At 37.3% G+C, this 26,297-nt stretch carries 30 protein-coding genes, 1 pseudogene and 1 riboswitch; of the genes and pseudogenes, 6 read left to right on the plus strand and 25 right to left on the minus strand.

Annotation, left to right across the window (positions count from 1 at the left end; translation table 11 throughout):
- Positions 1–20 precede the first annotated feature (20 nt).
- Positions 21–455 carry a hypothetical protein gene (locus AC3WVZ_RS23880; protein WP_001038433.1) on the minus strand — a complete coding sequence of 145 codons (435 nt, stop codon included), beginning with the start codon at positions 453–455 and terminating at the stop codon, positions 21–23.
- A 133-nt stretch (positions 456–588) separates the two neighbouring features.
- Here AC3WVZ_RS23880 and AC3WVZ_RS23885 point away from each other — a divergent pair, with 133 nt between their 5' ends.
- Both AC3WVZ_RS23885 and AC3WVZ_RS23890 read left to right on the plus strand, forming a co-directional pair.
- Positions 589–1,143, plus strand: a complete 555-nt coding sequence (locus AC3WVZ_RS23885) for a histidine phosphatase family protein (RefSeq protein WP_000721022.1) — start codon at positions 589–591, stop codon at positions 1,141–1,143.
- A gap of 74 nt (positions 1,144–1,217) precedes the next feature.
- Positions 1,218–1,697: a YbaK/EbsC family protein gene (locus AC3WVZ_RS23890; protein WP_233935504.1), complete on the plus strand. Its 480-nt coding sequence runs from the start codon at positions 1,218–1,220 to the stop codon at positions 1,695–1,697.
- 21 nt (positions 1,698–1,718) lie between these two features.
- On the opposite strand, the gene lipA is transcribed toward AC3WVZ_RS23890, so the two are convergent.
- Positions 1,719–2,615 (minus strand): lipoyl synthase, encoded by an 897-nt coding sequence (lipA, locus tag AC3WVZ_RS23895; protein WP_000166372.1) that lies wholly within the window; start codon positions 2,613–2,615, stop codon positions 1,719–1,721.
- A gap of 189 nt (positions 2,616–2,804) precedes the next feature.
- Between lipA and AC3WVZ_RS23900 the strand changes: the two genes are divergently transcribed.
- Positions 2,805–3,788, plus strand: coding sequence for a M23 family metallopeptidase (locus tag AC3WVZ_RS23900; RefSeq protein WP_000944663.1), 984 nt, complete (start codon positions 2,805–2,807; stop codon positions 3,786–3,788).
- A 73-nt stretch (positions 3,789–3,861) separates the two neighbouring features.
- Here the strand turns inward: AC3WVZ_RS23900 and yunB are convergent, their stop codons facing one another.
- From yunB to AC3WVZ_RS23990, 18 genes are all read right to left on the minus strand, one after another.
- Positions 3,862–4,593, minus strand: a complete 732-nt coding sequence (gene yunB, locus AC3WVZ_RS23905) for a sporulation protein YunB (RefSeq protein ID WP_000021800.1) — start codon at positions 4,591–4,593, stop codon at positions 3,862–3,864.
- A 54-nt stretch (positions 4,594–4,647) separates the two neighbouring features.
- The gene (locus tag AC3WVZ_RS23910; protein WP_000248467.1) at positions 4,648–4,950 is read right to left on the minus strand and encodes a YunC family protein; all 303 of its coding nucleotides are present in this window, start codon (positions 4,948–4,950) and stop codon (positions 4,648–4,650) included.
- Between the two features lie 65 nt (positions 4,951–5,015).
- Complete coding sequence (locus AC3WVZ_RS23915) at positions 5,016–6,431, minus strand: bifunctional metallophosphatase/5'-nucleotidase (RefSeq protein WP_492310908.1); 1,416 nt, start codon at positions 6,429–6,431, stop codon at positions 5,016–5,018.
- A gap of 771 nt (positions 6,432–7,202) precedes the next feature.
- Positions 7,203–8,600 (minus strand): Fe-S cluster assembly protein SufB, encoded by a 1,398-nt coding sequence (gene sufB, locus AC3WVZ_RS23920; RefSeq protein WP_001118827.1) that lies wholly within the window; start codon positions 8,598–8,600, stop codon positions 7,203–7,205.
- Between the two features lie 21 nt (positions 8,601–8,621).
- Complete coding sequence (gene sufU, locus AC3WVZ_RS23925) at positions 8,622–9,053, minus strand: Fe-S cluster assembly sulfur transfer protein SufU (RefSeq protein WP_000009523.1); 432 nt, start codon at positions 9,051–9,053, stop codon at positions 8,622–8,624.
- Positions 9,043–10,263 (minus strand): cysteine desulfurase SufS, encoded by a 1,221-nt coding sequence (sufS, locus tag AC3WVZ_RS23930; protein WP_001020767.1) that lies wholly within the window; start codon positions 10,261–10,263, stop codon positions 9,043–9,045. The genes sufU and sufS overlap by 11 nt, the downstream gene beginning before the upstream one ends.
- Positions 10,263–11,555, minus strand: coding sequence for a Fe-S cluster assembly protein SufD (gene sufD / locus AC3WVZ_RS23935; protein WP_000152167.1), 1,293 nt, complete (start codon positions 11,553–11,555; stop codon positions 10,263–10,265). Before sufD ends, sufS begins: the two co-directional genes overlap by 1 nt.
- A gap of 15 nt (positions 11,556–11,570) precedes the next feature.
- A complete protein-coding gene (sufC, locus tag AC3WVZ_RS23940) occupies positions 11,571–12,356 on the minus strand; it encodes a Fe-S cluster assembly ATPase SufC (protein ID WP_000929160.1) in 786 nt (261 codons plus the stop codon).
- 238 nt (positions 12,357–12,594) lie between these two features.
- Complete coding sequence (gene metQ / locus AC3WVZ_RS23945; RefSeq protein WP_233935505.1) at positions 12,595–13,401, minus strand: methionine ABC transporter substrate-binding lipoprotein MetQ; 807 nt, start codon at positions 13,399–13,401, stop codon at positions 12,595–12,597.
- Between the two features lie 71 nt (positions 13,402–13,472).
- Complete coding sequence (gene metQ, locus AC3WVZ_RS23950; RefSeq protein WP_000735099.1) at positions 13,473–14,285, minus strand: methionine ABC transporter substrate-binding lipoprotein MetQ; 813 nt, start codon at positions 14,283–14,285, stop codon at positions 13,473–13,475.
- Positions 14,286–14,308: 23 nt separating this feature from the next.
- Positions 14,309–14,974, minus strand: coding sequence for a methionine ABC transporter permease (locus tag AC3WVZ_RS23955; protein WP_000359401.1), 666 nt, complete (start codon positions 14,972–14,974; stop codon positions 14,309–14,311).
- Positions 14,967–15,992: a methionine ABC transporter ATP-binding protein gene (locus AC3WVZ_RS23960; RefSeq protein ID WP_074047573.1), complete on the minus strand. Its 1,026-nt coding sequence runs from the start codon at positions 15,990–15,992 to the stop codon at positions 14,967–14,969. The genes AC3WVZ_RS23955 and AC3WVZ_RS23960 overlap by 8 nt, the downstream gene beginning before the upstream one ends.
- A gap of 178 nt (positions 15,993–16,170) precedes the next feature.
- Positions 16,171–16,278, minus strand: a riboswitch (SAM riboswitch).
- A gap of 125 nt (positions 16,279–16,403) precedes the next feature.
- Positions 16,404–16,748: a hypothetical protein gene (locus AC3WVZ_RS23965; RefSeq protein ID WP_001242139.1), complete on the minus strand. Its 345-nt coding sequence runs from the start codon at positions 16,746–16,748 to the stop codon at positions 16,404–16,406.
- A 152-nt stretch (positions 16,749–16,900) separates the two neighbouring features.
- Positions 16,901–17,209: a thioredoxin family protein gene (locus AC3WVZ_RS23970; RefSeq protein WP_002008881.1), complete on the minus strand. Its 309-nt coding sequence runs from the start codon at positions 17,207–17,209 to the stop codon at positions 16,901–16,903.
- Positions 17,210–17,212: 3 nt separating this feature from the next.
- Complete coding sequence (locus AC3WVZ_RS23975; protein WP_000640870.1) at positions 17,213–17,557, minus strand: toprim domain-containing protein; 345 nt, start codon at positions 17,555–17,557, stop codon at positions 17,213–17,215.
- 256 nt (positions 17,558–17,813) lie between these two features.
- The gene (gene gcvH, locus AC3WVZ_RS23980; protein WP_000026897.1) at positions 17,814–18,197 is read right to left on the minus strand and encodes a glycine cleavage system protein GcvH; all 384 of its coding nucleotides are present in this window, start codon (positions 18,195–18,197) and stop codon (positions 17,814–17,816) included.
- Between the two features lie 41 nt (positions 18,198–18,238).
- Positions 18,239–18,604 (minus strand): arsenate reductase family protein, encoded by a 366-nt coding sequence (locus AC3WVZ_RS23985; protein WP_000218968.1) that lies wholly within the window; start codon positions 18,602–18,604, stop codon positions 18,239–18,241.
- Positions 18,605–19,014: 410 nt separating this feature from the next.
- Positions 19,015–19,509, minus strand: coding sequence for a hypothetical protein (locus AC3WVZ_RS23990; protein WP_345743019.1), 495 nt, complete (start codon positions 19,507–19,509; stop codon positions 19,015–19,017).
- Between the two features lie 116 nt (positions 19,510–19,625).
- Between AC3WVZ_RS23990 and tnpC the strand changes: the two genes are divergently transcribed.
- Complete coding sequence (tnpC, locus tag AC3WVZ_RS23995) at positions 19,626–21,029, plus strand: IS66 family transposase (RefSeq protein WP_100910632.1); 1,404 nt, start codon at positions 19,626–19,628, stop codon at positions 21,027–21,029.
- Here tnpC and AC3WVZ_RS24000 read toward each other — a convergent pair.
- Positions 21,024–21,173 carry a hypothetical protein gene (locus tag AC3WVZ_RS24000; protein ID WP_233935507.1) on the minus strand — a complete coding sequence of 50 codons (150 nt, stop codon included), beginning with the start codon at positions 21,171–21,173 and terminating at the stop codon, positions 21,024–21,026. The genes tnpC and AC3WVZ_RS24000 overlap by 6 nt on opposite strands.
- A 143-nt stretch (positions 21,174–21,316) precedes the next feature.
- Between AC3WVZ_RS24000 and AC3WVZ_RS24005 the strand changes: the two genes are divergently transcribed.
- Positions 21,317–21,964, plus strand: a complete 648-nt coding sequence (locus AC3WVZ_RS24005) for a phosphatase PAP2 family protein (protein WP_000713775.1) — start codon at positions 21,317–21,319, stop codon at positions 21,962–21,964.
- A gap of 63 nt (positions 21,965–22,027) precedes the next feature.
- Here the strand turns inward: AC3WVZ_RS24005 and AC3WVZ_RS24010 are convergent, their stop codons facing one another.
- Positions 22,028–23,041, minus strand: a complete 1,014-nt coding sequence (locus AC3WVZ_RS24010) for a PTS sugar transporter subunit IIC (RefSeq protein WP_000666172.1) — start codon at positions 23,039–23,041, stop codon at positions 22,028–22,030.
- Positions 23,042–23,060: 19 nt separating this feature from the next.
- The gene (locus tag AC3WVZ_RS24015; RefSeq protein WP_000820649.1) at positions 23,061–24,011 is read right to left on the minus strand and encodes an L-lactate dehydrogenase; all 951 of its coding nucleotides are present in this window, start codon (positions 24,009–24,011) and stop codon (positions 23,061–23,063) included.
- A 335-nt stretch (positions 24,012–24,346) separates the two neighbouring features.
- Between AC3WVZ_RS24015 and AC3WVZ_RS24020 the strand changes: the two are divergent.
- A pseudogene (locus tag AC3WVZ_RS24020) lies at positions 24,347–25,716 on the plus strand (IS1182-like element ISBth7 family transposase); the annotation flags it as partial.
- Between the two features lie 132 nt (positions 25,717–25,848).
- Here AC3WVZ_RS24020 and AC3WVZ_RS24025 read toward each other — a convergent pair.
- Both AC3WVZ_RS24025 and AC3WVZ_RS24030 read right to left on the minus strand, forming a co-directional pair.
- A complete protein-coding gene (locus AC3WVZ_RS24025; RefSeq protein WP_001002981.1) occupies positions 25,849–26,097 on the minus strand; it encodes a spore coat protein in 249 nt (82 codons plus the stop codon).
- Positions 26,098–26,110: 13 nt separating this feature from the next.
- The gene (locus tag AC3WVZ_RS24030; RefSeq protein WP_001180555.1) at positions 26,111–26,296 is read right to left on the minus strand and encodes a hypothetical protein; all 186 of its coding nucleotides are present in this window, start codon (positions 26,294–26,296) and stop codon (positions 26,111–26,113) included.
- Position 26,297 lies beyond the last annotated feature (1 nt).

The following is a 26,297-nucleotide window of genomic DNA, read 5'->3' on the forward strand; positions in this document are numbered from 1 at the left end:
ACCGATTGGTGGGTTATTTTTTATGGATTGTCGCAATGGTGATAGCTTTTTCCTTCTTGCAGCTCCCTCTTTGTTTCTGCATCTATAACGATGTACTTATGAAACTCTTCTACTTCATTTTGAGAAAAGGAAGCGAAAAAATAAACTTGGCGATCAGGATGAACAAAAAAATCTTGAAGCATCACACTACTCCGACAACCCATGGTTGTTTTTTGTAGGAAAGAAAATTCCTCATCAGCCACTTCTTTAAATAAGATTTTTTTCCGAACACTATATGCTGCATTATTGTATTCTTTATAGATTTTCTTATCTAACTGTTTATAAAAAACATCCTCACTCACAAATGACTTATTTCGATTGCTTGGATAATTTAGTTTTTGATTCGACTCTGCATAAGTTGTGGACAAGTGTATAAAAAAACAAAGACTAAATACAATACATATCATTTTATTCATGATTGCACCTCAAATGTTCATTATCCACATTACTTTTCCACATATTTAAATCAATATGCTGTTTCCAATAAAAAGGAATTATTTCTACATTTGTCGAAGTATATAGCGTCAACTTGAAAGATGGGGATGAATTATGAAGAAAATTATTGTAATACGACATTGTTCAGCAATTGGGCAAAAACGTGATGATGAATTAACGACCGATGGAAAAGACCAAGCAAACACCCTTGCTACATTCCTCTTAGAAAATCATCTACAAATCGATCATATTATTTCAAGCCCATTTGTCCGAGCTATCGATTCCATTCGGCCCTATGCGCTCCAAGCTAACTTATCTATCCAAGAAGATGAACGATTAACTGAACGCATATTGAGCAACATTCCAATGGATGATTGGATGCAAAAACTAGAATCTACTTTTACAAATATAGATATTGCCTTTTCAGGCGGAGAGTCAACAAAACAAGCAACAGACCGGGCCCTATCGCTTATTCAAGACGTTTTACAATTAAACCATACGACAACACTACTTGTTACACATGGCAATTTACTTACGCTCATTTTAAAGCATTTTGATCATACGATTGGCTTTAATGAATGGAGAACTCTAACGAATCCTGATATTTACGAAATTACAATCGACGAACAATGTATCATAAAACGCTTATGGGAAGCATCGTCCAAGTAATATCCCTTTCCAAAACATTCAGTTGACGCCACGAGAAGAGACTGTTCTAACAATAGAAAGGGGTATCATTTCATATGTACGAAGACGTACTTGCTTTACTACATAAAACAAATGTTTCTTATGAAAAATTCGAACACGAACCAGTACTCGATTATGAGACCGATCGGATCGTACGCGAGAGACTTGGCTTACAAGGCACTCCAAGTAAAAGCTTATTTTTAAAATCAAAGTCTGGAGATTATTACGTATTTTTTACGTTAGAGGGCACAAGGCTCAACCGGGGAGAGATGAAAGAACTATCAGGAGAACGCTTATCTCTCTGTTCTCCTGATGAACTGCGAGACAAAACTGGTTGTACGCCGGGATGTGTGGCTCCTTTCGGATATTCACACGATGTAACAATTATTGTGGATAACGCTATTTATACGTACGATAAAATTTTAATTACACCTGGTGTTCCTGAATTTACAATTGAATTATCCACAGAAGAATTAAAAAAGATTTTATTAACATGTCCAAAGACCGTTTTAGAGTACAAACAAAAAGAGAGCTAATCATTAGCTCTCTTTTTTTCATTATTTAGCTTCTGCTGTTTTTTCTTTTGCAGAACGTACTTGCTCGTCCGCATGGTAAGAAGAACGCACAAGTGGGCCAGCTTCACAGTGGCTAAATCCTTTGCTAAGTGCAATTTCTTTAAGCTCTGCAAATTCTGCTGGTGGGTAATATTTAAGAACTGGTAAATGCTTCTTAGATGGTTGTAGGTATTGCCCAAGAGTTAAAATATCCACATTGTTTGCACGTAAGTCATCCATTGCTTCAATTAAATCTTCTCTCGTTTCACCTAAGCCCACCATAATGCTCGATTTAGTTGGAATATCAGGCTGCATTTCTTTCGCTCGACGTAAAAACTCTAATGAACGTTCATATTTTGCTCTAGCGCGAACTCGGTCAGATAATCGACGTACTGTTTCAATGTTATGGTTTAAAATATCTGGTTTTGCATCCATTAACATTTTTAAGTTTTCTTCTACTCCACCCATATCAGATGGTAATACTTCGATAGACGTGAATGGGTTTTTACGACGTACTGCGCGTACTGTTTCAGCAAAAACAGCTGCTCCCCCGTCCTTTAAATCATCACGTGCAACCGCTGTTATAACAACGTGCTTTAAGCCCATTTGTACTACTGAATCTGCTACGCGTTCTGGTTCTTGTAAATCAAGCTCAGTTGGTAAGCCTGTTTTAACCGCACAAAAACGACAAGCACGTGTACAAACCGCACCTAAAATCATAAATGTTGCTGTTTTTCTTACAGCCCAGCATTCATGAATATTCGGACATTTTGCCTCTTCACAAACGGTATGAAGATTCTTAGAACGCATCATTTTCTTTAAGCCTGTATAGTTTTCATTCGTGTTTAACTTAATTTTCAACCATTCGGGCTTGCGCTTATATTCTGTTTGTTTTGTCATGGTTATCAACTCCGCACAATATGAAATAGTTTACCGTGTTCGCTTCTTTCAATGTAACATATCTATTCTAACGTATGAAAGCGATTTGCTCAAATGAAGATTCTAAGATTTTTTCCAATCGTTCCCTATAATGAAATACTCCGTATATCCCACACTAAAAAGAGTGATGTTGTGAAAGGAGTCTATTTCATGCTTCGAAAAATTTCTCTTTTGCTTTCTATTTGTTTTCTTCTCCACCAAAACATCGCTTACGGTGAAGATAATCAGCAAAGCATATACGAAAAGCGCATGGCACTATATAAAGAAACCGAGCAGTCTTCAGGCATTCCATGGTATTACTTAGCTGCAATGGATCAATATGAAAGAAATATACGGAGCGTAAGAAAAGATATTCCGAAAAAACCAGATGCCATCATTTCCCTTTATTTCAAACCAGAAATATGGGCTGGACCTATTAATAGTAACGATACTCTCCCCCATACAATTTCTCTATTTGGCGGAATAGGTTTAGATGGTGACAAAGATGGATTTGCAAATGCAAATAGCGACCGTGATCTTCTGCATACCGCAGCGACTATTTTAAGGAAACAAGGAACGTCAGAAGACCGTATTAAAATTATGCTCTGGGAATATTATAGACGTGCAAAAACAGTTGATTTAATTAGCGAATATGCCCAAATTTATAAACATTATGGCCGTATTAATTTAGAGGGAAATGCTTTTCCTCTTCCGATCCGTAGTGACCATAGCTACCGTAGTACTTTCGGCGCTGGAAGAAGTTTTGGCGGCAGAAGGATTCATGAAGGAACAGATATTTTCGCCGGATATGGCGTGCCAGTAAGATCGACTTGCTATGGCATTATTGAAACGAAAGGTTGGAACCGCCTTGGTGGATGGCGCATTGGTATTCGCGACCTTCATAACAATTACCATTATTACGCTCATTTAGGCGGGTTCTCAAAAGAAATACAGCTTGGACAAATTGTTGAGCCAGGGAAAGTAATCGGATTTGTTGGTAGCACTGGTTATGGACCTCCTGGTACAGCCGGAAAATTTCCGCCCCACTTACATTTTGGCATATATAAAGACAATGGCTATACAGAATGGGCCTTCGATCCATACATGCATTTAAGCCTTTGGGAACGCAAAGAACGAGCAAATACAAAACGATAACCGTAGCTGCATTGCTACGGTTATTTTTTATCCATTAAAAGCCTGGCTGAGCCGGATTTCACTTTATTTACAACTAACTATCTGTTTTCTTTTTATCAGGTACAGCAACACTTCCACTTCCATAATACGTAGGCACTTCCCCTTGAACGATACGCGTCGCAATCGGAACATTTTGTTTCACCGTTATCTCTTTCGTATGAAATGGAATAATTACTTGCAATGTTACTTCCATTTCCATAACAATTTGAATCGCTGTAGTATTAATCCCATGCGGCTCAATTTTTTGTTTAATATCTGTATTCACATGCCCAATTGGCGTGAAATGAATCGGAATATCTGGTCCTATATTACCAAGAAGCGCATTATCAGTTACACGCCCAAAAGGAACTGCCATAGTCGCCCCGTTTTTTTCAGAAATACCTAGCTCCTTCAACTTCCCTTGTTCTACTTGCTGCAAATATTTTTCTATGTACGTGGTCGTTGACGTTACGATTTCATTTACTTGCTTTGTATTTAAATTAATTGTAGATACTTTTCCGTTTTTATCATTCTGTACTTTCATTAATGAATCTACATCGAATCCTTCATTAATTCGATCCTTTACTGCCTTCGTCATAATTGCCGTCGCCATTTTATGCGTCTCTACTTCCCCATATTTAATTAAGGTCGGCTGAATATTATTATTCACAATCCACAACCCTTGCGTAAGTAATATAATAAAAAGAATAAACGACATAAGCAGTATATACCGAAAGGCAATAGGTCCCCTTCGAAACCGCGAGTTTTTCGAGCGAAATATACTCATAAAAAAACCTCCTTCTTATATCATTTCTATGCAAGAAGGAGGGACGATATATGCTTATCTCATTTTTAATAATGCTTCTTTTCCAATCGTTCCTACTGGAATGCCTAACGCTTCAGCTCCAGTCGTTACCGATTCTAGTGGCGCTTCAAGAAGTTGTTCAATCGTTCTTACACCAACCGCACGGCCAGCAATAATTCCTCGATCACCTAATTTCTCATTTAAAAGACCTACATCTAATGCACCACACATAATATATCCTTTATCGCTCATTACAGCTAGCAAATTCGTCTTTGGAAGTTTCACGCTAACCGCAATAAACGTATAATTATCAATTATAATTGGCTCCACATTAACCATAGTTCACACTCCTCTCTTTCTTATCTGTATGACAAGAGAAAAATGAGTGTTACAAGTTAACTAGCCTATAGTTTAACGGAAGTTGTATGAGTTATTAACATATCCGTTAACACATCTCTAAGTAGTTCTGGCATATAATATTGTTTGCCAGAAAGTGTGGATAGCTCTGGGTATAAGTATCCAAACGTAAACATATCGATTGTTCCTACCGTATATATACGGTCTAACTCCAGCGATTCGCCGTTAATCAATACATCTTCTAATAAAATTTTATTGCCAGGAATCGTATCTGGAATGACTTCTACACCAGCATAAATCATTTTCCCCATCACTTTCCCCCGAAATCCGAATCCTTTCACCTCAAGATTCTCCATGTTCGGTTTACGTGCTTTCAAAATAACTTCTCTTAATATCTTTCCTGGAACTTTCAAAGCACACGGATTAATTGGATGTGGACAAATTCTGTGAATATCTCCGCGCGTTACGACACCCTCTTCTAACCCTTCAAGAAGTACACCAGCATTCACCATGCCAATTTCTGCACCGCACCATGTTTTCAGCGCACTTGCTAACATATGAGAAAACGGCGTCTCATGAAACCAATCAACCTGTAATGACTCTTTTAAATGAACGACAGGCTCTGCCATTATATGCTTACTTTCTTCCTGCAGTATTTCAATTGTGGATAACGGCTCGCTATAAGCACCTAACCGTTCCGTCTTAATCGCTCTACCGTCCTTTTTCAACAGCTTCTTCGTCTCTTTATCCACAGTAAGCTGCACGTGCCCAACGTAACGTCCCCACTTTTCACAGCAACAAAGTAAAGTATTATTCATTAGAACACCACGCTCAAATAAATGATGCGTATGTGCCCCTAAAATAACATCTATATCATAATGCTCTGCCATATACTCATCCATACTTTTTCCAAGGTGAGAAAGGACAACTGTTATATGAGCTTCATCTCTCACTTCTTCTAAAATAGACTCTAAATGGATAAGCGGATCTTCAATATGCCAATCGAGCATTTGATAAAACTCTGGATACGCAACAGTTAACCCGATAAAAGCAATCGTAATCCCATCTGTCGTTGTATGTAATTTATAAGGCTTTGCCCATGATGGACGTACACCTTCTTTTTCAAATAAATTTGCGACAAGTACTTCAAATCCAGCATCATCATAGAGCCGATTTAAATGCTCTTTCGCTAACGTAATGCCTTCATTATTTCCGATCGTTATATAATCATATAACGCCTCATTTAAAAGCTTCGTATTCCCAATCCCATTTGTCGCTTCCGAAATACTATGAAAACGATCCACATGATCGCCGATATCAATCGTCAAAACCGTCTCTCCCGCTTCCTGTCTTCGCTTTTTCTCCCCTAGAACAAACCGAGAAATTTGCGGCCAATTTTCAAAATGACTATGTATATCGTTTGTATGATAAAGGTGGATGATTGTTTCTTTATTTGTATTCAGAGAAAAAACCTCCTCTCAGTTCCTTACTGCCATTTACGCTATGCGCACACAATAATCCTGTAAATACTTTTCGTCTTTTCTTGCTATTTTACATTGTACTCGCATTGTGAGAAAAAGCAAAAGATTGTCCTTTTTATATGAGAAACTTTTGCTAATGCAGGAAATAATTCCAGATAGTGGAGGGAGGGGTGGATTTGTCAAAAAGTTTAATAGAGAATTCAGTGGGTGGTTGTTCAAGTGGATTTGTCAGTATCTTTGTCTTAAACCTAGTCGTTCTCTGTTCTTATAAAATATTTGGGGTATGTGAGGATTTTCTTTTGTCTTATCTTGTCGACAAATCGATATTCCTTGTCGAAACGTTGATATATTGAAATAATCGTTGATATATTCCCGTTTATGATCGATATATTTGAAAAATCGTTGATATATTTAGCTGAACACCCACCCGGGTATCCTCTCCCACGGCCAAGACAAATCCGCAAAACAAAAAAGCGCCCTGCACAGCAGGACGCTTTCTTCATACATATATTATCCAGTTCCAGCGACTAGAATGTTCGGTGACTTCACTTCTTCCTATGAGGCAAAAAGCGCCTCTACGTCAGAAGCTCCATCCCCCTCACATTCTGAACGAGCCGCTTCCACTTTAAATATGTCCAGCTTCGCCTCCTAGACCCTCATGTCTAAGAACCTTCCGCACGAGAAGATAAAAAGCATCTTCTGTGCGAAAGAACTTTAGCCAACGGGTCTGAACAGTCGGCTCCGCATTTCTATTTAACCGATAGAACCTTCCATCTCAAACTTGATTAGGCGGTTCATTTCAACTGCGTATTCCATTGGAAGTTCGCGAGTGAATGGCTCGATGAAGCCCATTACGATCATTTCTGTAGCTTCTTGCTCAGAAATACCGCGGCTCATTAGGTAGAATAATTGTTCTTCTGATACTTTCGATACTTTCGCTTCGTGCTCAAGTGAAACGTAATCGTTTTTGATTTCGTTGTAAGGAATTGTATCAGATGTAGATTGGTTATCCATGATTAACGTGTCACACTCGATGTTAGAGCGAGAGTTTTTCGCTTTTGGTCCGAAGTGTACGATACCACGGTAAGTTACTTTACCACCATGCTTCGCAATCGATTTAGAAACGATTGTTGAAGACGTGTTTGGTGCTAAGTGAATCATTTTCGCACCAGCATCTTGGTGTTGGCCTTTACCAGCAATCGCGATAGATAATGTTAAACCACGAGCGCCTTCGCCTTTTAAGATAACTGCTGGGTATTTCATCGTTAATTTAGATCCGATGTTACCGTCAATCCATTCCATCGTTGCGTTTTCTTCACAAACCGCACGTTTTGTAACTAGGTTGTATACGTTGTTCGCCCAGTTTTGGATTGTTGTATAACGGCAATATGCATCTTTCTTAATGATGATTTCTACTACCGCACTGTGAAGTGAGTTAGTCGTGTAAACAGGTGCTGTACAACCTTCTACGTAGTGTACGTGTGCGCCTTCGTCTACGATGATAAGCGTACGCTCGAATTGTCCCATATTTTCAGAGTTAATACGGAAATACGCTTGAAGTGGTGTATCAACTTTAACACCTTTTGGAACGTAGATGAATGATCCACCAGACCAAACTGCAGAGTTTAATGCAGAGAATTTGTTGTCTGTTGGTGGGATTACTTTTCCGAAATGCTCACGGAAAATATCTTCGTTCTCTTTTAATGCGCTATCTGTATCTTTGAAGACGATTCCTAGAGCTTCTAGGTCTTCTTTCATGTTGTGGTATACAACTTCAGATTCGTACTGTGCAGATACACCAGCTAAATATTTTTGCTCAGCTTCTGGAATACCTAATTTATCAAATGTTGCTTTAATTTCATCAGGTACTTCATCCCAAGACTTCTCAGATTTCTCAGATGGTTTTACGTAGTACGTAATTTCATCGAAATCTAAGTCGTTTAAGTCGCCGCCCCATTGTGGCATTGGCATTTCGTAGAACTTATCCAGTGATTTTAAACGGAAGTCTAACATCCACTGTGGTTCTTCTTTCATACGTGAAATTTCTTCAACGATCTCTTTTGTTAAACCGCGTCCAGCACGGAAAATCGAAACGTCTTTGTCTTTGAAACCATATTTATAATCGCCGATATCTGGCAGTTGCTTCGCCATGTTGGTGTGTCCCTCCTTAGATTACTTATCTTCGTTTAAGCCCTTTTCTAACGCTTTCCACGCTAATGTTGCACATTTAATACGTGCAGGGAACTTGCATACGCCTTGTAATGCTTCAATATCTCCTAAATCGATGCTGTCATCGTACTCTTTTCCTAGCATCATGTCAGAGAAAATTTTCGAAAGCTGAAGTGCTTCTTCAATTTTCTTACCTTTTACTGCTTGTGTCATCATTGAAGCTGAAGACATTGAGATTGAACATCCTTCACCTTCAAACTTCGCCTCTTGCACAATACCTTCTTCTACTTTCATCGTAAGTTGAATACGATCGCCGCAAGTTGGATTGTTCAAGTTAACGGTAACACTATCTTCTAACACGCCATGGTTACGAGGATTTTTGTAATGATCCATAATAACTTGACGATATAACGTATCTAAATTATTAAATGACATTTGTGAAATACTCCTTTGTCTTGATTAGCGATTCAACAAATGTATCAATTTCTTCTTTTGTATTATATAAATAGAAGCTCGCACGTGCTGTTGAAGAAGCTTTTAGCCACTTCATAAGCGGTTGTGCACAGTGATGTCCTGCGCGAACTGCAATGCCTTCTACATCTAATACAGTCGCTACATCGTGAGGATGTACGTCTTCAATATTAAATGTAACAAGACCAGCGCGATGCTTTGGACCATAAATTGTAACGCCATCTACTTCTGATAGTCTTTCTAAAGCGTATTGCGCTAATTCATGCTCATGCTTTTCAATATTATCAAGACCGATTTCTTCTAGGAAATCAATTGCTGCACCAAGTCCGATTGCATTACCGATAATCGGTGTACCTGCTTCAAACTTCCACGGAAGCTCTTTCCACGTAGATTCTTGTAAATCTACGAAATCAATCATTTCACCGCCAAATTCAATTGGCTCCATATTGTTCAGCAATTCTTTTTTACCATATAATACGCCGATACCTGTAGGTCCGCACATCTTATGAGCAGATAATGCGTAGAAATCACAGTTTAAATCTTGTACATCCACTTTCATGTGAGGTGTACTTTGTGCACCATCAACGACCATAATTGCGCCATTTTCGTGTGCGATTGCTCCGATTTCTTTTACAGGGTTAATCGTTCCAAGTACGTTTGATACTTGCATAATAGAAACGATTTTTGTATTCGGTGTAACTGTTTGACGAACATCTTCTAAAGAAATTGTACCGTCTGGTTGAAGCGGAAGATATTTTAAAGTTGCACCAGTTTTCTTCGCAACTTGTTGCCACGGAATGATATTACTATGGTGCTCCATGTAAGAAATAACGATTTCATCGCCCTCTTTTACATTTTCAAGACCATAGCTAGCTGCTACTGTATTTAATGCAGTTGTCGTTCCGCGTGTGAAAATAATCTCTTCCATTGATTTCGCGTTAATAAACTTGCGAACTTTCTCACGTGCACCTTCATACGCGTCGGTAGCTTTCGTACCGAGCGTATGAACACCGCGATGCACGTTAGAATTATATTCTTTATAGTAACGTTCTAACGTTTCAATGACTTGAATTGGTTTTTGAGAAGTTGCTGCACTATCGAAATAAACAAGTTGTTTGCCGTTCACTTTTTGATCAAGAATTGGAAACTGTTTGCGTATTTCATGAATATTCATTAGCGAACTTTCCTTTCAATTACCTCAACAAGCTGTGCCTTTACTCCTTCAATTGGAAGCTCATTAACTACAGGTGCTAAGAATCCATGGATGACTAAACGTTCTGCTTCGCGTTTTGGAATACCACGGCTCATCAAGTAGTATAGTTGGACTGGATCTACGCGACCTACTGAAGCTGCGTGACCTGCCATTACATCATCTTCGTCGATTAAAAGAATTGGGTTTGCATCACCGCGTGCTTTTTCATCTAACATAAGAACGCGAGAAGATTGTTGTGCATTTGATTTAGATGCACCGTGTTCAATCTTACCAATTCCGTTAAAGATAGATGTTGCACTATCTTTTTGTACACCGTGTTTTAAAATCCAACCTTCAGAGTGTTTACCGAAGTGAACAACTTTAGTTGTAAAGTTTTGTGTTTGGTTACCACGGCCAATTGTTACTGTTTTCGTATCAGCATATGAACCGTCGCCCATTAAGTTGGTAACATTCTCTGAAATTGTGTTTCCGTCATTCATAAGGCCTAGAGCCCAATCAATACGGCCGTCGCGTCCTACAACGCCGCGGCGGTTAACGTAAGTTGTTACGTCTTTTGCTAATAGATCAACCGCACCGAATTTCACTTGTGCGCCTTGTTCCACGATTACTTCTGCTACGATATTTGCAATACCTTTAGCATTTTCATTTGCAACGTAGTTTTCTACATAAGTTGCAGTACTGTTCGCATCAGCTACGAATAATACGTGGTTATATACGTTAGCTTCTTCGCCGTCTACTAAGAATACAGCTTGAAGTGGAGTTTCAAGAACAACGTTTTTCGGAACATATACGAATGCACCGCCGTTGATTAATGCAGCATGAAGTGCAGTTAGACGATGCTCGTCTACTTTCACGCCGTCTTTCATTAAGTACTTTTGTACTAGTTCAGCGTGCTCAGTTGCTGCTGTTACGATGTCTGTAAAAATAACACCTTTTTCTTTTGCTTCGTCTGCTAAAGAAACGAATGCAGTTGTACCAGTACGTTGCACTAATACGCTGTTATTTTCATCGATTAAGTTTTTCACTGCCTCTGGAAGTTCAGTTAAAGAACTTACAGGCTCTTGCTTAGCAGCGTCGCCTTTTCCGATAAAGTCCCATTTGTCAATTTTCGTTTTATCAGGCGTTGGCATTGGAAGTTCAGTTGCTTGTGCAAGAGCTTGTAAGCGGAACTCAGTCAACCAAGCTGCTTCGTTTACTTCGCTTGCGCGTTGACGGATTGTTTCTTGATCGAAAGGTAATGTACCGATTGTCATGTTTATGCTCCTCTCTTACGCTTCTTGCTCTGTTGTTTCGTCTTCAATACCTAATTCTTTTTTAATCCAGTCGTAACCTTCAGCTTCTAGACGTTGTGCAAGCTCAGGGCCACCAGATTTAACGATACGACCGTTCATCATAACGTGAACGAAGTCTGGAGTGATGTAGTTTAATAAACGTTGGTAATGCGTAATCATTAGGCAACCGAACTCTTCGCCGCGCATTTCGTTAATACCTTTAGATACAACTTTTAATGCATCGATATCAAGACCTGAGTCGATTTCATCTAAGATTGCGATTTTTGGCTCAATCATCATTAATTGAAGAATTTCGTTACGTTTTTTCTCTCCACCAGAGAAACCTTCGTTTAAGTAACGTTGTGCCATTTCTGGATCCATTTCTAGGAATTCCATGTTTTTATCTAATGTACGGATAAATTTCATAAGAGAAATTTCATCGCCTTCTTCACGACGTGCGTTAATTGCAGAACGTAAGAAGTCAGCGTTTGTTACTCCGCTAATTTCACTTGGATATTGCATTGCTAGGAATAGACCCGCTTGTGCGCGCTCGTCTACTTCCATTTCTAATACATCTTCACCGTCGATGATGATGCTACCTTCTGTTACTTCATACTTTGGGTGACCCATAATTGCAGAAGATAAAGTTGATTTACCTGTTCCGTTAGGTCCCATAATTGCGTGGATTTCTCCACCTTTTACTTCAAGGTTTACACCCTTTAAAATTTCTTTGCCATCAATTGATACGTGTAAGTCTTTAACCGTTAATGTAGAACCAGCCATCTCAATACCTCCATTAATCCTATATATACATTTTAAAAATTCCTAAAACGTTCATATTCTCATTTTATTCTCATTCTAATTTTATATCAAATAAAATGATATCGCAAACGACGAAAAAAAGTAACCGTTTTTTCACAAATGTATATAAGTATTTCCTTCACATCTTTCTATGATACACCTTTCTTCTTATTTATATAAAGAAAAAAGGACTGGTAATTTTCCAGCCCTTTCCTTATATTTATTCACTTACCGGAAGTACAGCACCTTTATATTCTTTATTAATAAAATCTTGAATTTCTTTTGAATGTAGCACTTCTACTAGCTCTTTAATTTCTTTTTTCTTCTCATCACCTTTACGAACTGCAATGATGTTTGCATACGGAGAGTCTGATCCTTCAATCGCAATTGCATCCTTTGTTGGATTTAATTTTGCATCAATTGCATAGTTTGAATTAATAAATAAAGCATCTCCCTCATTATTTTCATACAATTTCGGTGAAAGTCCAGGTTCAACATCTATTTTAAATTTTAAGTTTTTCGGGTTTTCTACAACATCTTTTACTGTTGCTTTAACAACATCTACTCCGTCTTTTAATTTAATAACGCCACCTTTTTGTAACAATGCTAACATACGGCCTCGCTCCGCTACGTTATTACTCATAATCACTGTTCCGCCATCTGGTAAGTCTTTTAAGCTTTTATATTTCTTAGAATAAATGCCCATAGGTTCTAAATGGATTTTTCCTGCGTTTACAATTTTATATCCCTTTTCTTGAATTTCTTTATCTAAGTAAGGAATGTGCTGGAAGTAGTTCGCATCAATTTCTTTATCCGCTAAAGCCTTATTCGGCAACACATAATCTTGGAATTTTTTAATTTCTAATTTAATACCCTTTTTCTCTAAAATCGGCTGTGCCTTTTCTAAAATAACAGCGTGTGGCACGTTAGAAGCTCCCACAACAAGCTTATTCTCCTCTTTTCCTCCGCAAGCAGCTAATGTAAATACAGACAACGCTGTAACAACTGACAGTAGAACCTTTTTCATATGATTTCCCCTTCTCCCCAATGGTTATGTAGTTATAAAAAGAGCCGGCATACACCAGCCCTTTTCAGCAATTATTCTTTTACAGGAACAACTGCCCCTTTATATTCTTTATTAATGAAGTCTTCAATTTCTTTAGAATGCAATACTTCTACAAGAGCTTTAATCTCTTTCTTATCTTTATCGCCTTTACGAACAGCTACTATGTTTGCGTATGGTGAATCATTTCCTTCAATTGCAATTGCATCTTTTTCCGGATTTAACTTTGCATCAATTGCATAGTTAGAGTTAATTAAAACAGCGTCGCCTTCTTTATTGTTATACACTTGTGGCAATAAACCAGGCTCGATATCCGTTTTGAATTTTAGATTTTTCGGATTATCTGCAATATCTTTTGGAGTTGCTTTAACTGGATCTATTCCGTCTTTAATTTTTAAAATACCTTCTTTTTGTAAAATTGCTAAACCACGTCCATGGTCAGCAACTGAATTACTCATAATAATTGTCGCTCCGTCCGGAAGCTCTTTTAAGCTCTTATACTTTTGAGAGTACACACCAATTGGTTCTAAATGAATTTTTCCTGCTACTTCAAAGTCATATTTTTTATCTTTAATTTCTTTTTCTAAATACGGAATGTGCTGGAAGTAGTTTGCATCTAAATCCTTATCCGCTAACGATTTATTTGGTAATACGTAGTCTTGGAATTTTTTAATTTCTAACTCAATTCCTTTTTTCTCAAGTAACGGTTTTGCCTTTTCTAAAATAACAGCGTGCGGTACGTTAGAAGCACCCACAACAAGTTTCTTTTCATCTTTATCTTTCCCGCCACAAGCAGCTAACCCAAAAATTGAAGTTGAAATAAGTGCCGTAAGTAACAATTTTTTCATTTGAAGCATCCTCCCGTTTTTTATTATCGTTTATCTATTCGAGTCGTTAAACTATCACCAATCCACTGAATTAAAAATACAACTAGTAATACACAAATTGTCGCAACGATTGTTACATCGTTATTCCCTCTTTGGAATCCTTCTAAGTAAGCAAGTGTTCCAAGGCCACCAGCACCAACAACTCCTGCCATTGCTGTATAGCCTACTAAAGCAATTGTCGTAACCGTAATACCAGATACTAATGCTGGTAACGATTCTGGAATTAACACTTTCAAAATAATTGTGCTTGTTTTTGCTCCCATTGCTTTTGAAGCTTCAATTACACCTTTATCAATTTCGCGAAGTGCGATTTCAACCATTCTCGCGTAGAATGGTGCTGCTCCAATAATTAAAGCCGGCAAAGCTGCACTTGCTCCAAGAATTGTTCCAAGAAGAATCTTTGTGAATGGAATTAATAAAATAATTAAAATGATGAATGGTATAGAACGGAATATATTTACGAATGCTCCAATCACCGTATTAATTGATTTGTTTTCCCATAAATTATCTTTTGCTGTCATGAAGAGTAACAATCCTAAAATGAGGCCTAAAACAAATGTCGCAAGAGCTGCGATTGCCGTCATATATAACGTTTCACCAGTTGCTTCTAACATTTGATTCCAATCAACATTTGCAAGTAACTTATCCATGTGCAATCACCTCCAGCTCTACTTGATCTTGATGAATTCCTTCTATTGCTTGCTGGATCGCTGTTTCCTCACCATTTAAATGAACAACTAAACTACCGTAAGAACCGTTATTCGTTTGTGCGATATTTCCTTGCAAAATGCTAACTTCTATGTCACTGCGTTGCATCAATCGTTGAAGCACTGGTCTTTCTACAGCCTCACCGATAAACTGCAAACGAATTACTTTTCCATCTGGATATTTTTCAATTAAACTTTCAATCGTTTCATTTGTATCTTCAGAATCCGTTAACTGCTGTACAAATCGTTTCGTAATATCTTGCTTCGGATTACGGAATACATCAAGTACTGGACCTGTTTCTACAATCTTTCCTTTCTCCATTACCGCAACACGATTACAAATCTTTCGAATTACGTGCATCTCATGTGTAATGAGTACAATTGTTAAACCAAGGCGCTTATTAATGTCTAATAGTAAATCCAAAATTTGATCTGTCGTTTCCGGATCAAGAGCTGACGTTGCTTCGTCACATAAAAGCACTTGTGGATTATTAGCTAATGCTCTTGCAATCCCGACGCGTTGCTTTTGTCCCCCGCTCAGCTGAGATGGGTACGCGTCTCCTCTTCCTTCTAATCCAACAAGATGAATTAATTCATCAACACGTTTTCTTCTCTTCGCTTTATCAACACCTGCAATTTCAAGTGGAAACTCTATATTTTCACGTACTGTTCGTGACCAAAGTAAGTTGAAGTGCTGAAAAATCATTCCAATTTCTTGCCTTGCCTTACGAAGTTCGCTTCCTGTAATTGCTGAAATGACACGATTTGCAATTGTAATTTGGCCAGAAGTTGGTTTCTCCAACTGATTGAACAATCTAATTAAAGAACTTTTTCCAGCGCCACTATATCCGATAACACCAAATATTTCACCTTTATCTATTTTTAAATTGGCGTTATCTACAGCAGTGACATCACCGCTTTTCGCCTTATATATTTTCCTTACATTCTCTAATAGAATCATGATGTTCACCCCTTTTTTGTTTAGGTCGACTCCGCAATTTTTTATTTTTAATGCGTGTAGTCCACTATTATCATTACTTTTATTATTTGAATGTCCTCCACATTCAAACAATAAAAAAACCTTTCTGCTTTAGAGAAGCAGAAAGGTTTTTATGCGTATATAACAACATTATCCCTCTCTCTCATCTCTCAAAGCATTTGCTTTGCAGGAATTGGCACCATTTCAACATAAGTTGACGGTTGCCGGGCTTCACAGGGCACAGTCCCTCCACCTCTCTTGATAAGAGAAATCAGATTCAATTTTCGTCTGATTTGAAATTTATGAAATTGTCTATATTTTATGACTTGAATTGTATCAATATACACTCACCATGTCAACAGAAATTTTCGCAAAAAATGAAACTTCAGAATTTTAAGCACCTACTGACATCGGTTTACATATATGAAACATCGATTCCACTAATAACATCGTTCGGTACGTTCCCGAATATTGTACACGTCCATCATTCATTAGCATTTGCAATCGTACATTTCCATTCACCAATTGTTCTATATCCTTTTCATCTAAGCAAATGATTTGTTCCGTTCCTCTTTCCTCATGTACCAACTCTATATAATCTCTTGAAATTTGTAACGAACAACTTTCATCTCCAAAGCGAAAATTAACAGTTTTTTCTTCTTGTCTTAAAAGCGGTTCTAAATGATATTGACCATTAGCGTAATTTACAAATGATTGAAGCAAAGAATATAATCTCACCCTAAATCACATCCTTCATATCACTTTCTATTACATACCATTCCCTCTCACTAAAGAGCAATCCTGTTATTTTCGCTCGACAAATACTGTATCCATCCTGCATCTCGACATATTTCCCAAGAAATATGTCGAGGCGGCAAAATTTTTGCCGCCTACTTTAATTCCGTATATAAATATTCAACCGAATGAAATGCGTATATCTTCTTCATCAGTGTCCCATTTTCAAAAACAAGTAAACAAGGTACACTTTCAATCCCATACTCTTTTGCTAAATGCGGAGCATAATTTAAATCTAACATCCCAATTTTCAAATCTTCAATTGTCATCTCAACCACTGTTAACATCTTTTTTGCTAATTGGCATGTTCCACACATTGGAGTATATACATATAATACTGTTTTTTCTTCGTTCTCTATTAGGGCTGTAGCTTCGGCTCCTGTCCAATCAATCACTTCTATCATTCCTTACCGTAAATATTCTGTATAAACGTCAATGTCGGCTCCCCATAATACATTTGCTAAGTGTGTAGATGGCGCAGTTGCCACTTCTCGGTACGAGCGATCAATATAGATATGCTCGGCTTGCGGGAATTCTTTTCGAAATTGTTTCCTTAACTTTTCTCCAGCATCATCAGCATCCACTAGCACATACACTTCCTTATCAAAAAACTGATCAACGAGCTCATCCATTTTCGACAAACCAATTGTACCATTTGTACAAACAATTTCCACCGGTTCACGAATAATAGATTCAATCTTTCTTCTATCTGATGTACCTTCTACAATAATGACTTTTTCTACATAAATCATATGTCATCACCCGATCACCATATACTATACAACCTTGAACTTAGTATATAGTATATTCGTTATTTTCATGTTGTTTCCTGTTTATTTTTGCAAAAGAAAAGCGCAAGCGGCTCGTTTAGATTGTGAAGACTTATGAAACCTTACCAAAAAACAGTTTTTCTCATAATAGCTTATTTATTTACATATAACTTGAATTTCATTATTTCACAAAAAATAAAAAAGGACAGCACAAAGGCTGTCCTTTAGTCGACTATAATTAGTCTTGGTTTGTCATTTCTGCATATTTTTCTGCAGTTAATAACTTCTCAACTTGGCTTGCATCAGAAAGTTCAACTTTAACCATCCATGCACCCTCGTATGGAGATTCGTTAACAAGTTCTGGTTGGTCACTTAATTCTTCGTTTACTGCTACAACTTTACCGCTTACAGGTGCGTATAACTCAGAAACTGTTTTAACAGATTCTACGCTTCCGAATGGCTCGTTAGCTTCGATTGTTGCACCTACTTCAGGAAGTTCAACGAATACGATATCGCCTAGCTCACCTTGTGCAAAGTGAGTGATACCGATAACAACTTCATTACCTTCAGTTTTTACCCATTCGTGTTCTTCAGAGTAACGTAAATTATTTGGAATGCTCATGACTGTACCTCCAGTGAATGTATTAATTATGTAAAAATACCTTATTGGTACTTTTTCCACACACTTTCAAACTGCTCTTCATTAAAACCAAGTGTTACATTCGTTCCATCTGTTACAATTGGACGTTTAATCAACATGCCATCAGATGCTAAAAGCTCATACATTTCGTCTTCGCTTGCATCTTTCAACTTATCTTTTAGACCAAGTTCACGGTAACGCATTCCACTTGTATTAAAGAATTTTTTTAATGGTAATTCACTTTTTTCATGTAAATTACGTAAATCTTCTTTTGATGGTGGATTTTCAACAATATGAATCATCTCATATGCTACATCGTTTGCCTCAAACCATTTCTTTGCCTTTTGACATGTGCCACACTTTGGATATGAATAAAATGTTACTGTCATAAATTCACCTACTTTTTTACTAACCTTTACCTTTATCATATAGAAAACGTTTTATTATTTCAAACCATTATTCGCTAAACTTTTACTTATTTCGTGATAATTTTTAATAATCCTGCGAATTTTTCTTATTTTTCCGCCATTTGTTAAGAAAAAAATAAATATATAAATTTTTCAGATTCTGCACCAAACATATATCTTAAACAAGCGTTTGATTAATTCTCCATTTTCTTTCTTAACCTTTGAACTACAGGAGTTTCTTTCTACCGAACATACAGCTTAAACAAACGTTTGATTAATTCTCTATTTTTCTTTGTTAACCCTTGAGTTACATCGGTTTCTTCCTACCGAACATACAGCTTAAACAAACGTTTGATTAAAAAAATAAGAAGCCTCTTTTGCAGGCTCCTTCATTATCTATTTAAATAATCTGCAATTGTTTGAAATACGACGATATACATATTATGAATACTTTCTTCTGTATTTCCACCATTCGATAAACCAACTGCCCATTGTTGTCCTTCACCACTTCCGATATTCGCAAACCCTTGCGTATACATAGCATTTACATCTTTTCGGGCACTGTTATACTCTATCCCTTTTGTAATAAAAATCGAATATGATTTATCTTGTAAACCGATAAAAAACACTGGTTTCTTTAGTGATGAAAATACATTTTTATATTGCTCTGTTGAGGCTTCTTGAAAGTGATCTTTCATTATTAGAAAACCATCTACTTCCTTAGATTTCTTTTCCAGTTCCTCTAACTTCATTTCCTCAAACTTTATATTCCTAAACGTATCTTTCGGTTTTTCTCCAACAACTCCAATTACGAGTGCTCTTCCGTTATATTCTAATTTCTCTCCTTCTTTATCCTTTGCACACCCAGCACCGACTAGGCATATCAATATAAAAAATAAGAGTAACTACTCAGCCACCTTTCGGTGTCTTTTTTAAATTTTACTAGTTTCATATGCCTCCCATTTGTAAATACTGAGTATATCAAACAGGGGAGGTGAATCTTATGGTCGATCGAAAAATTATTTTAGATACATATAAAAAAGGACCTGAAGCTGTTATTTCTTTATTTGAAGAAACATTTTCTAAGTTAGAAAAACGTATACAAGAACTAGAAAATGCTTCAAAAAAAAACTCCAAAAATAGTCATAAGCCACCTTCTACAGATGGTTTGGGTAAGCCCGTTACAAAAAGTTTGCGCAAACCGTCTCATCGTCAAACGGGTGGCCAGTTGGGCCACAAGGGACATACTCTTGGTTTGACAGCGACTCCAGATCATACGATTACACATTCTCCTACATATTGTACTTGTTGTCATACTTCCTTGAACCACGAGCCTGTAAAAGGGTATCGCATTCGCCAAGTGTATGACTTACCACCTATTCAGATCGAAGTGACAGAACATAAAGTAGAACAGAAAGAATGCCCACATTGCCATTCTATCCAAGAAGCCCAATTTCCTTCGACAGTATCTCGTCCTGTTCAATATGGTCCAAATATAAAAAGACTGATTCCCTATTTAACGCATTATCAATGCATTTCTTTGAAGCGAACAAAAGAATTCTTTCAGGATTGTTTTGGACATTCTATAAGCGAAGGAACCCTGGTAAATCATACACAGGCTTTCGCTTCTCAATTGCAGCCATTCATAAAAGAAGTAAAGGAAAAGATTCTGCAGTCTCCTGTTGTCCATTTTGATGAAACTGGTATGCGTGTAGAAAACAAAACACAATGGTTACATACTGCCAGTACACCGGAGGTGACATTGCAACATATTCATCAAAAACGTGGAAAAGAAGCAATGGATGCTGGAGAAATCTTGCCATCTTTTTCTGGAATTGCGATGCATGATGGTTGGAAATCGTATGATGCGTATACAGATTGTCGTCACGTTTTATGTAATGCCCATCTCTTACGAGATTTACAAGGAATTATAGATAGTACTGGAGAACAATGGGCACAACAGATGCAGAAATTTCTAACGCAAGCGTTGACGATGAAAAAGCAATCCGAAGGTACCATGCCAAAAGCGACGCAAAAGAATCTGTTTATTATGTATCAATCCATATTGAAAGAACAACAGATTCTTTCCACGAAACAAAAGAAGAAAGGAAAGCAGACGCCTTCTCAAAATTTATGGAATCGCTTCGTCAAGTATTCTGACAGAATTCTAGCGTTTTTAGAACATCCAGCCATTCCATTTGATAACAATCAAGCAGAACGGGATATTCGGATGACGAAAGTAAAACAGAAAGTGTCTGGGACTTTCCGAAGTAAGAAAGGCGCAGAATCTTTTTGTCAGATACGAAGCTTTATGAGTACCATGAAAAAACAAAAACAATCGGTCTTACAAGCGATAAACCAAGTCATAGAAACTAGAACGGTTCCTTGGAATAACACGACTTCATAAGAGAATTTCTCTATTTGGCATAGATTCTTTCTCTGATTGGAGTATTTTCTTTTCATGTTTTCGAATCGGAAACATGTATTTGGCCTGTTTTTTTATTTGAAGAAGCTGAGTAGTTACAAATAAGAAATACGATAAACGCTTCATTTAGCACCCTCCCCTTCTTTTTAGTCAAGTGACAAAAACGTAAGGTTAATTCAAGAAAATGTAAGTAAAATCGATAGCCCAATTCACGTTTCTATATTATAATCAATTGAATTTACTTACATTACTAAACATAGGAGATCAACATGAAGAAATTTAAACTTTCATCTTTTCTTCCGTTAAGTTATATACTTCTACTCGTGCTCGTAAGTCCCCTTTACGACGTATTAAATAAATCGACTGTTCACGCAGTAGACGTTACAACTGTAGTGGATGATTGGATTCCATTTGTAAAAGCATTTATTATTCCTTATTTACTTTGGTTTCCATACTTATACGGCGCACTTATTTATTACTGCTTTGCTGACCGAAAGCAATATTATGTTACTTTAAGTAGTGTTATTTTTGGAAAGCTTGCTTGTTTTTCTATTTATTATTTTTGGCAAACAACTGTACCACGTCCGACTGTCGTTGGAACAGATGTATTTTCTGAACTAGTTCGCTATATTTATAGTATCGACCAGCCAGTAAACTGTTTCCCTAGCATTCACGTTCTTACTACATTTGTAATTATGTTAGCTGCCTTTAAGCGTAGAGAACAGCATGTTTTTGAATATTACATCCTTACTTTCTTCGGTACACTTATTATTTTATCAACGCTATTTACGAAGCAGCATGCCTTTGTAGATGCCGTTTCTGGAATGACGCTTGCAAGCATACTTTACTTCGGCGTTCAGCTCTTATTGGCCAAAGAACCAATAAGAGTTCCAGTAAAACAAAATCATAGAATGTAGCATGACAAAAAAGCAGACTGTGGCTTCAGTCTGCTTTTATCTATTATTAAGGAGATTTTCAATTTAAGATTGCGGTACAGTCATATCACCAGAATGAATACGACCTGCTTTTTTAAGAGCAATGTAAAGTATATAAGAAACAGCTACTGGAATGACGATATAAGTAATTACCATCGCCGGGAGAACTTCCCATCCTTGGCTGGAAATTAAATTAATTGGTGCTATAAGAGAACTTAATCCAAGACCTGCAATTTCCTTTCCTGCTTCCAGTTGGAAAATTAATGCTGATACTGGACCGACTATAGCACTGGCGACGACAGTTGGGACGAGAATCATTGGATTTTTAGTGATATTTGGTAACTGTACTTTCGGAGTACAAAGTGCTTGAGCTAATATGCCACCTAAATTGTTTTCTTTTGCTGAGATGACAGAGAATCCGATAAACTGAGCAACGCATCCAGCAAGAGCTGCACCACCTGCAACACCGTCTAAGCTAAGTGCAATTGCTAACGCAGCTGATGAAGCTGGAGAGATAAGTAATAGTCCCCAAACTACTGCAATGACGATAGAAGCGATGAATGGGCTACCAGCTGAGCTATCTTTAATAAACGCTCCAACTGCATTTAAAACAGGAGTAATATTATGAGATAACCAAATGCCTACTAAACCAGAACCTAATATGGCCGCAAATGGAACGAGCATCATATCTAACGCAGTTTTTCCGCTTAAACGTTTACCAATATATACAGCTAAAGTTGCTGTTAATAATGCACCGATTGGCTCACCTGTTTTAATAATTAGACCAGCTTCAGTAATCGAAATGGATCCGGCACCAATCGCTCCGGCTACCATCGCCGAGAAGATTACAAGACCGTTTGCACCGAGCATAAAAGCAATTCCAGCACCAATTGCCGGTGCCATTAGTGATTTTGCAACAACTCCGATTGTAATAAGTAATGGTATATCAACAATTCTTCCTATATTTTCGATCAGTAAACCAATTCCGAGGGATACGAAAATACCTTGTGCGATTCCAGCAGATGCTTTAAATACACGAGACATTATATATTCCTTCATTTGTTTCACCTTCTATAAGTTAGTAACCAATTGTTTTCATATAATCACGTAAAATATCGTTTGATTTTGCGAATCGAGATTCTTCATCCTCTGTTAAATTGAGTTCTACAACTTCTCTTATACCGTCTCTAGTAATAATAGCTGGTACTCCTGTACAAATATCATATTCACCGTACTCACCATCTAAAATGGCTGATACAGCAATGACACGGTGATCATCATTAAAGATTGAACTCGCAATATATGCTAGAGAATTTCCAATCCCGTAATAAGTAGTTCCTTTACGTTTATAAATTTCCCAGCCAGCTTTTGCAGTCTTCTCAACAATTTCATCTAAATCTATTTCACCAAATCGCTCTTTTTGTTCTTCTAAAATTTGCAGAATTGGCTTTCCACCAACAGTTACATGAGACCAAGCAACCATTTGAGAATCACCATGTTCTCCTAATGAATACCCATGAATACTACGAGGATCTACATGTAGCATTTCAGATAAAATTGTTCTTAAGCGAGAAGAATCTAGTGATGTACCAGTACCGATTACGCGATTTCTAGGTAATCCAGATAATTTCCACACTTGATATGTAATAATATCAACTGGGTTCGATGCAAGTAAGAAAATACCATCAAATCCACTTGCCATTACACCACCAACAACACTTTCCATAATCTTCGCACTCGCTCCTAAAGTATCTAAGCGACTTTGCCCTGGTTTTGGTGCTGGCCCTGCTGTAATAATGACAATGTCCATATCTTTGCAGTCTTCATAGCTTCCTGCATATACTTTTGTTCTTGTATTTGTAAAGTTAATGCAATGTGATAAATCCATTGCTTCCCCAACTGCACGTTCATGATTTATATCAATTAATAATAGCTCTTCGCAAATCCCTTGATTTACAATGGAATACGCACAACTTGATCCAACTAATCCAGTACCGATAATTGCAATTTTTCTTGTATGTCTTTTCATAGCAATCTCTCCTAATTGATCATATAATCTATTTCTTTTGTTCTTTACATTCTTAATTATAGAGGTTCCCACGATAGAAACCATGGATACTTTGTGAAATTTTGAACAAAGTTTTTGTCCTTTTTGTGAATTGTCATATTCCATTTTCGTCATATTTGTTACAACTGGAAAAATATTTATTATGTATTTATTGACATATACAAAAAGAAAACGAGCGAATAAATTCGCTCGTTTTCTCAGGCTGTGGAGAAAGTCTTCTCCACAGCCTGTTTTTGTGTCTGAACCTCTTTTTATGTGTCAACACTGATAAAAAAGAGGAAAAGGAGAGATTTTTTATGATGGGTGCTTTAAAAAATCATCGTGATGAGCGTGTATCTGTTTCTGTAGAAGAGTTGGTTCCACAAGATCATTTCCTTCGTGCAATTGAAGCGACAATTAGTTTTGATTTTATTGAAGAGAAGTTACGCCCTTATTACTGTGAAAACAATGGACGCCCGTCCATTCATCCTATTGTTTTATTTAAGATGATGTTTATTGGATATTTTTACGGTATTCGTTCTGAGCGTCAATTGGAAAAGGAAATTAAAACGAATATTGCCTACCGTTGGTTTTTAGGGTTTTCTCTATCGGATACTATTCCGGATCACTCTACAATCAGTTGGAATCGTCGTACTCGTTTTATTCATACAAATATTTTCGAAGAAATTTTTGATGAGATTGTGAGACAAGCGACGGAGCACCGGATGGTAGGAGGACGTGCACTGATGACAGATTCTACACATATTAAGGCCAATGCCAATAAAAATAAATTTGTACATAAATATAAAAAAGAAAAAGCAAAGTTTTATATAGACGAGCTAGAAGCTGCGGTAATCGAAGATCGTGAGGTACATGGAAAAAAGAATTAAAACCTAGAAAGGAAAGTGATACCCCTACCAAAAAAACTCGTATAAGTACAACGGATCCAGATAGTGGATTTTTAATGAGAGATGGAAAACCAAATGGTTTTCATTTCTTGGATCATCGTACGACTGATGCGAAGTACAATATTATTACAGATACCTATGTAACGGCTGGAAATATGGCAGATTCCGAGCCGTATTTAGCACGCCTCCAAGCTCAGATTGATAAATTCGACTTCAAAGTAGAAGCTGTTGCCCTTGATGCTGGCTATTTTACAGGATATATCTGTAAGAAACTATCAGAACGGAATATATTTATGGTGATGGGGTATCGCCGATTTGGAAAACGGAATAAAGAAGTACCGAAAAGCCAATTTAAATATGTAGAAGAAATGAATGTTTTCGCTTGTCCGATGGGATGTATTCTAGAATATGTAACAACTGATCGTGAAGGATACCGTCAATACAAATCGAATCCAGAAGACTGCGCTGTTTGTCCGTTACGTGAGGTGTGCTTTTCAAAGAAACAAAAACAAAAAGTTATCACTCATCATGTGTGGGAGAAATATAAGGATATTGCTAGAAAAAACAAGCTAACAGCTACAGGGAAAAGGTTGTATAAAGTACGCTGTTCCACTATAGAGCGAAGCTTTGCAGACGCCAAAGAACTACATGGCTACCGCTATGCCCGGTTTCGAGGGCTGAAGTCTGTCCAAATGCAAGCTTATCTCACCGCAGCTTGTCAAAACATGAAAAAAATAGCCCTCCACCTGACCAAAAAGGGTCAGGTGGAGGGCTATTTTTTAAAATTCTATTATTTTATGTTGTTTTTATTCGCTAAAATCAAAAAAGATTCCAGAGTGTTGGGAACCCTAAAGGGTTTCCCAACACTCTGAGAAAACGAGCGAATAAATTCGCTCGTTTTCTTTTTCCTGTTATTCCGCACTTAATTGGCTTTTTAATTGCTGTACAATCATCGGATTAGCAGGTGCTGCCGGTTTGTAATAACTCTTTTGCTTTGCGTACTCATACATATTACGTTGGCGCGCCTCGTCTTGATTACGAATTTGAATTAACGTTTGATGTAACTGTTCATTATCAGACTGAGCAATATAATTTGCATAGCTTGTTAAACTTGCATTTAATCCTGCTAAATAATCATTTACCATATCTTTTTCATTCATTTTCCGCTTCCTCCTATCCTAGGAAAGTCATTAATTGCTGTTTCGTATTTCGTGCATCTTGCGCATCTTTTTGTAGCATTTGTTTCAGTTGTGGATCTGTACACGTCTGTGCATACTGCTCCAACTTGTTAATAATTGTTGCGTGTCCACCAATTAAATGACGTAAATTTTCTACTTCAAGCTCTGTTAAGTTTTGCATA

Source organism: Bacillus sp. CPT56D-587-MTF (assembly GCF_058792335.1).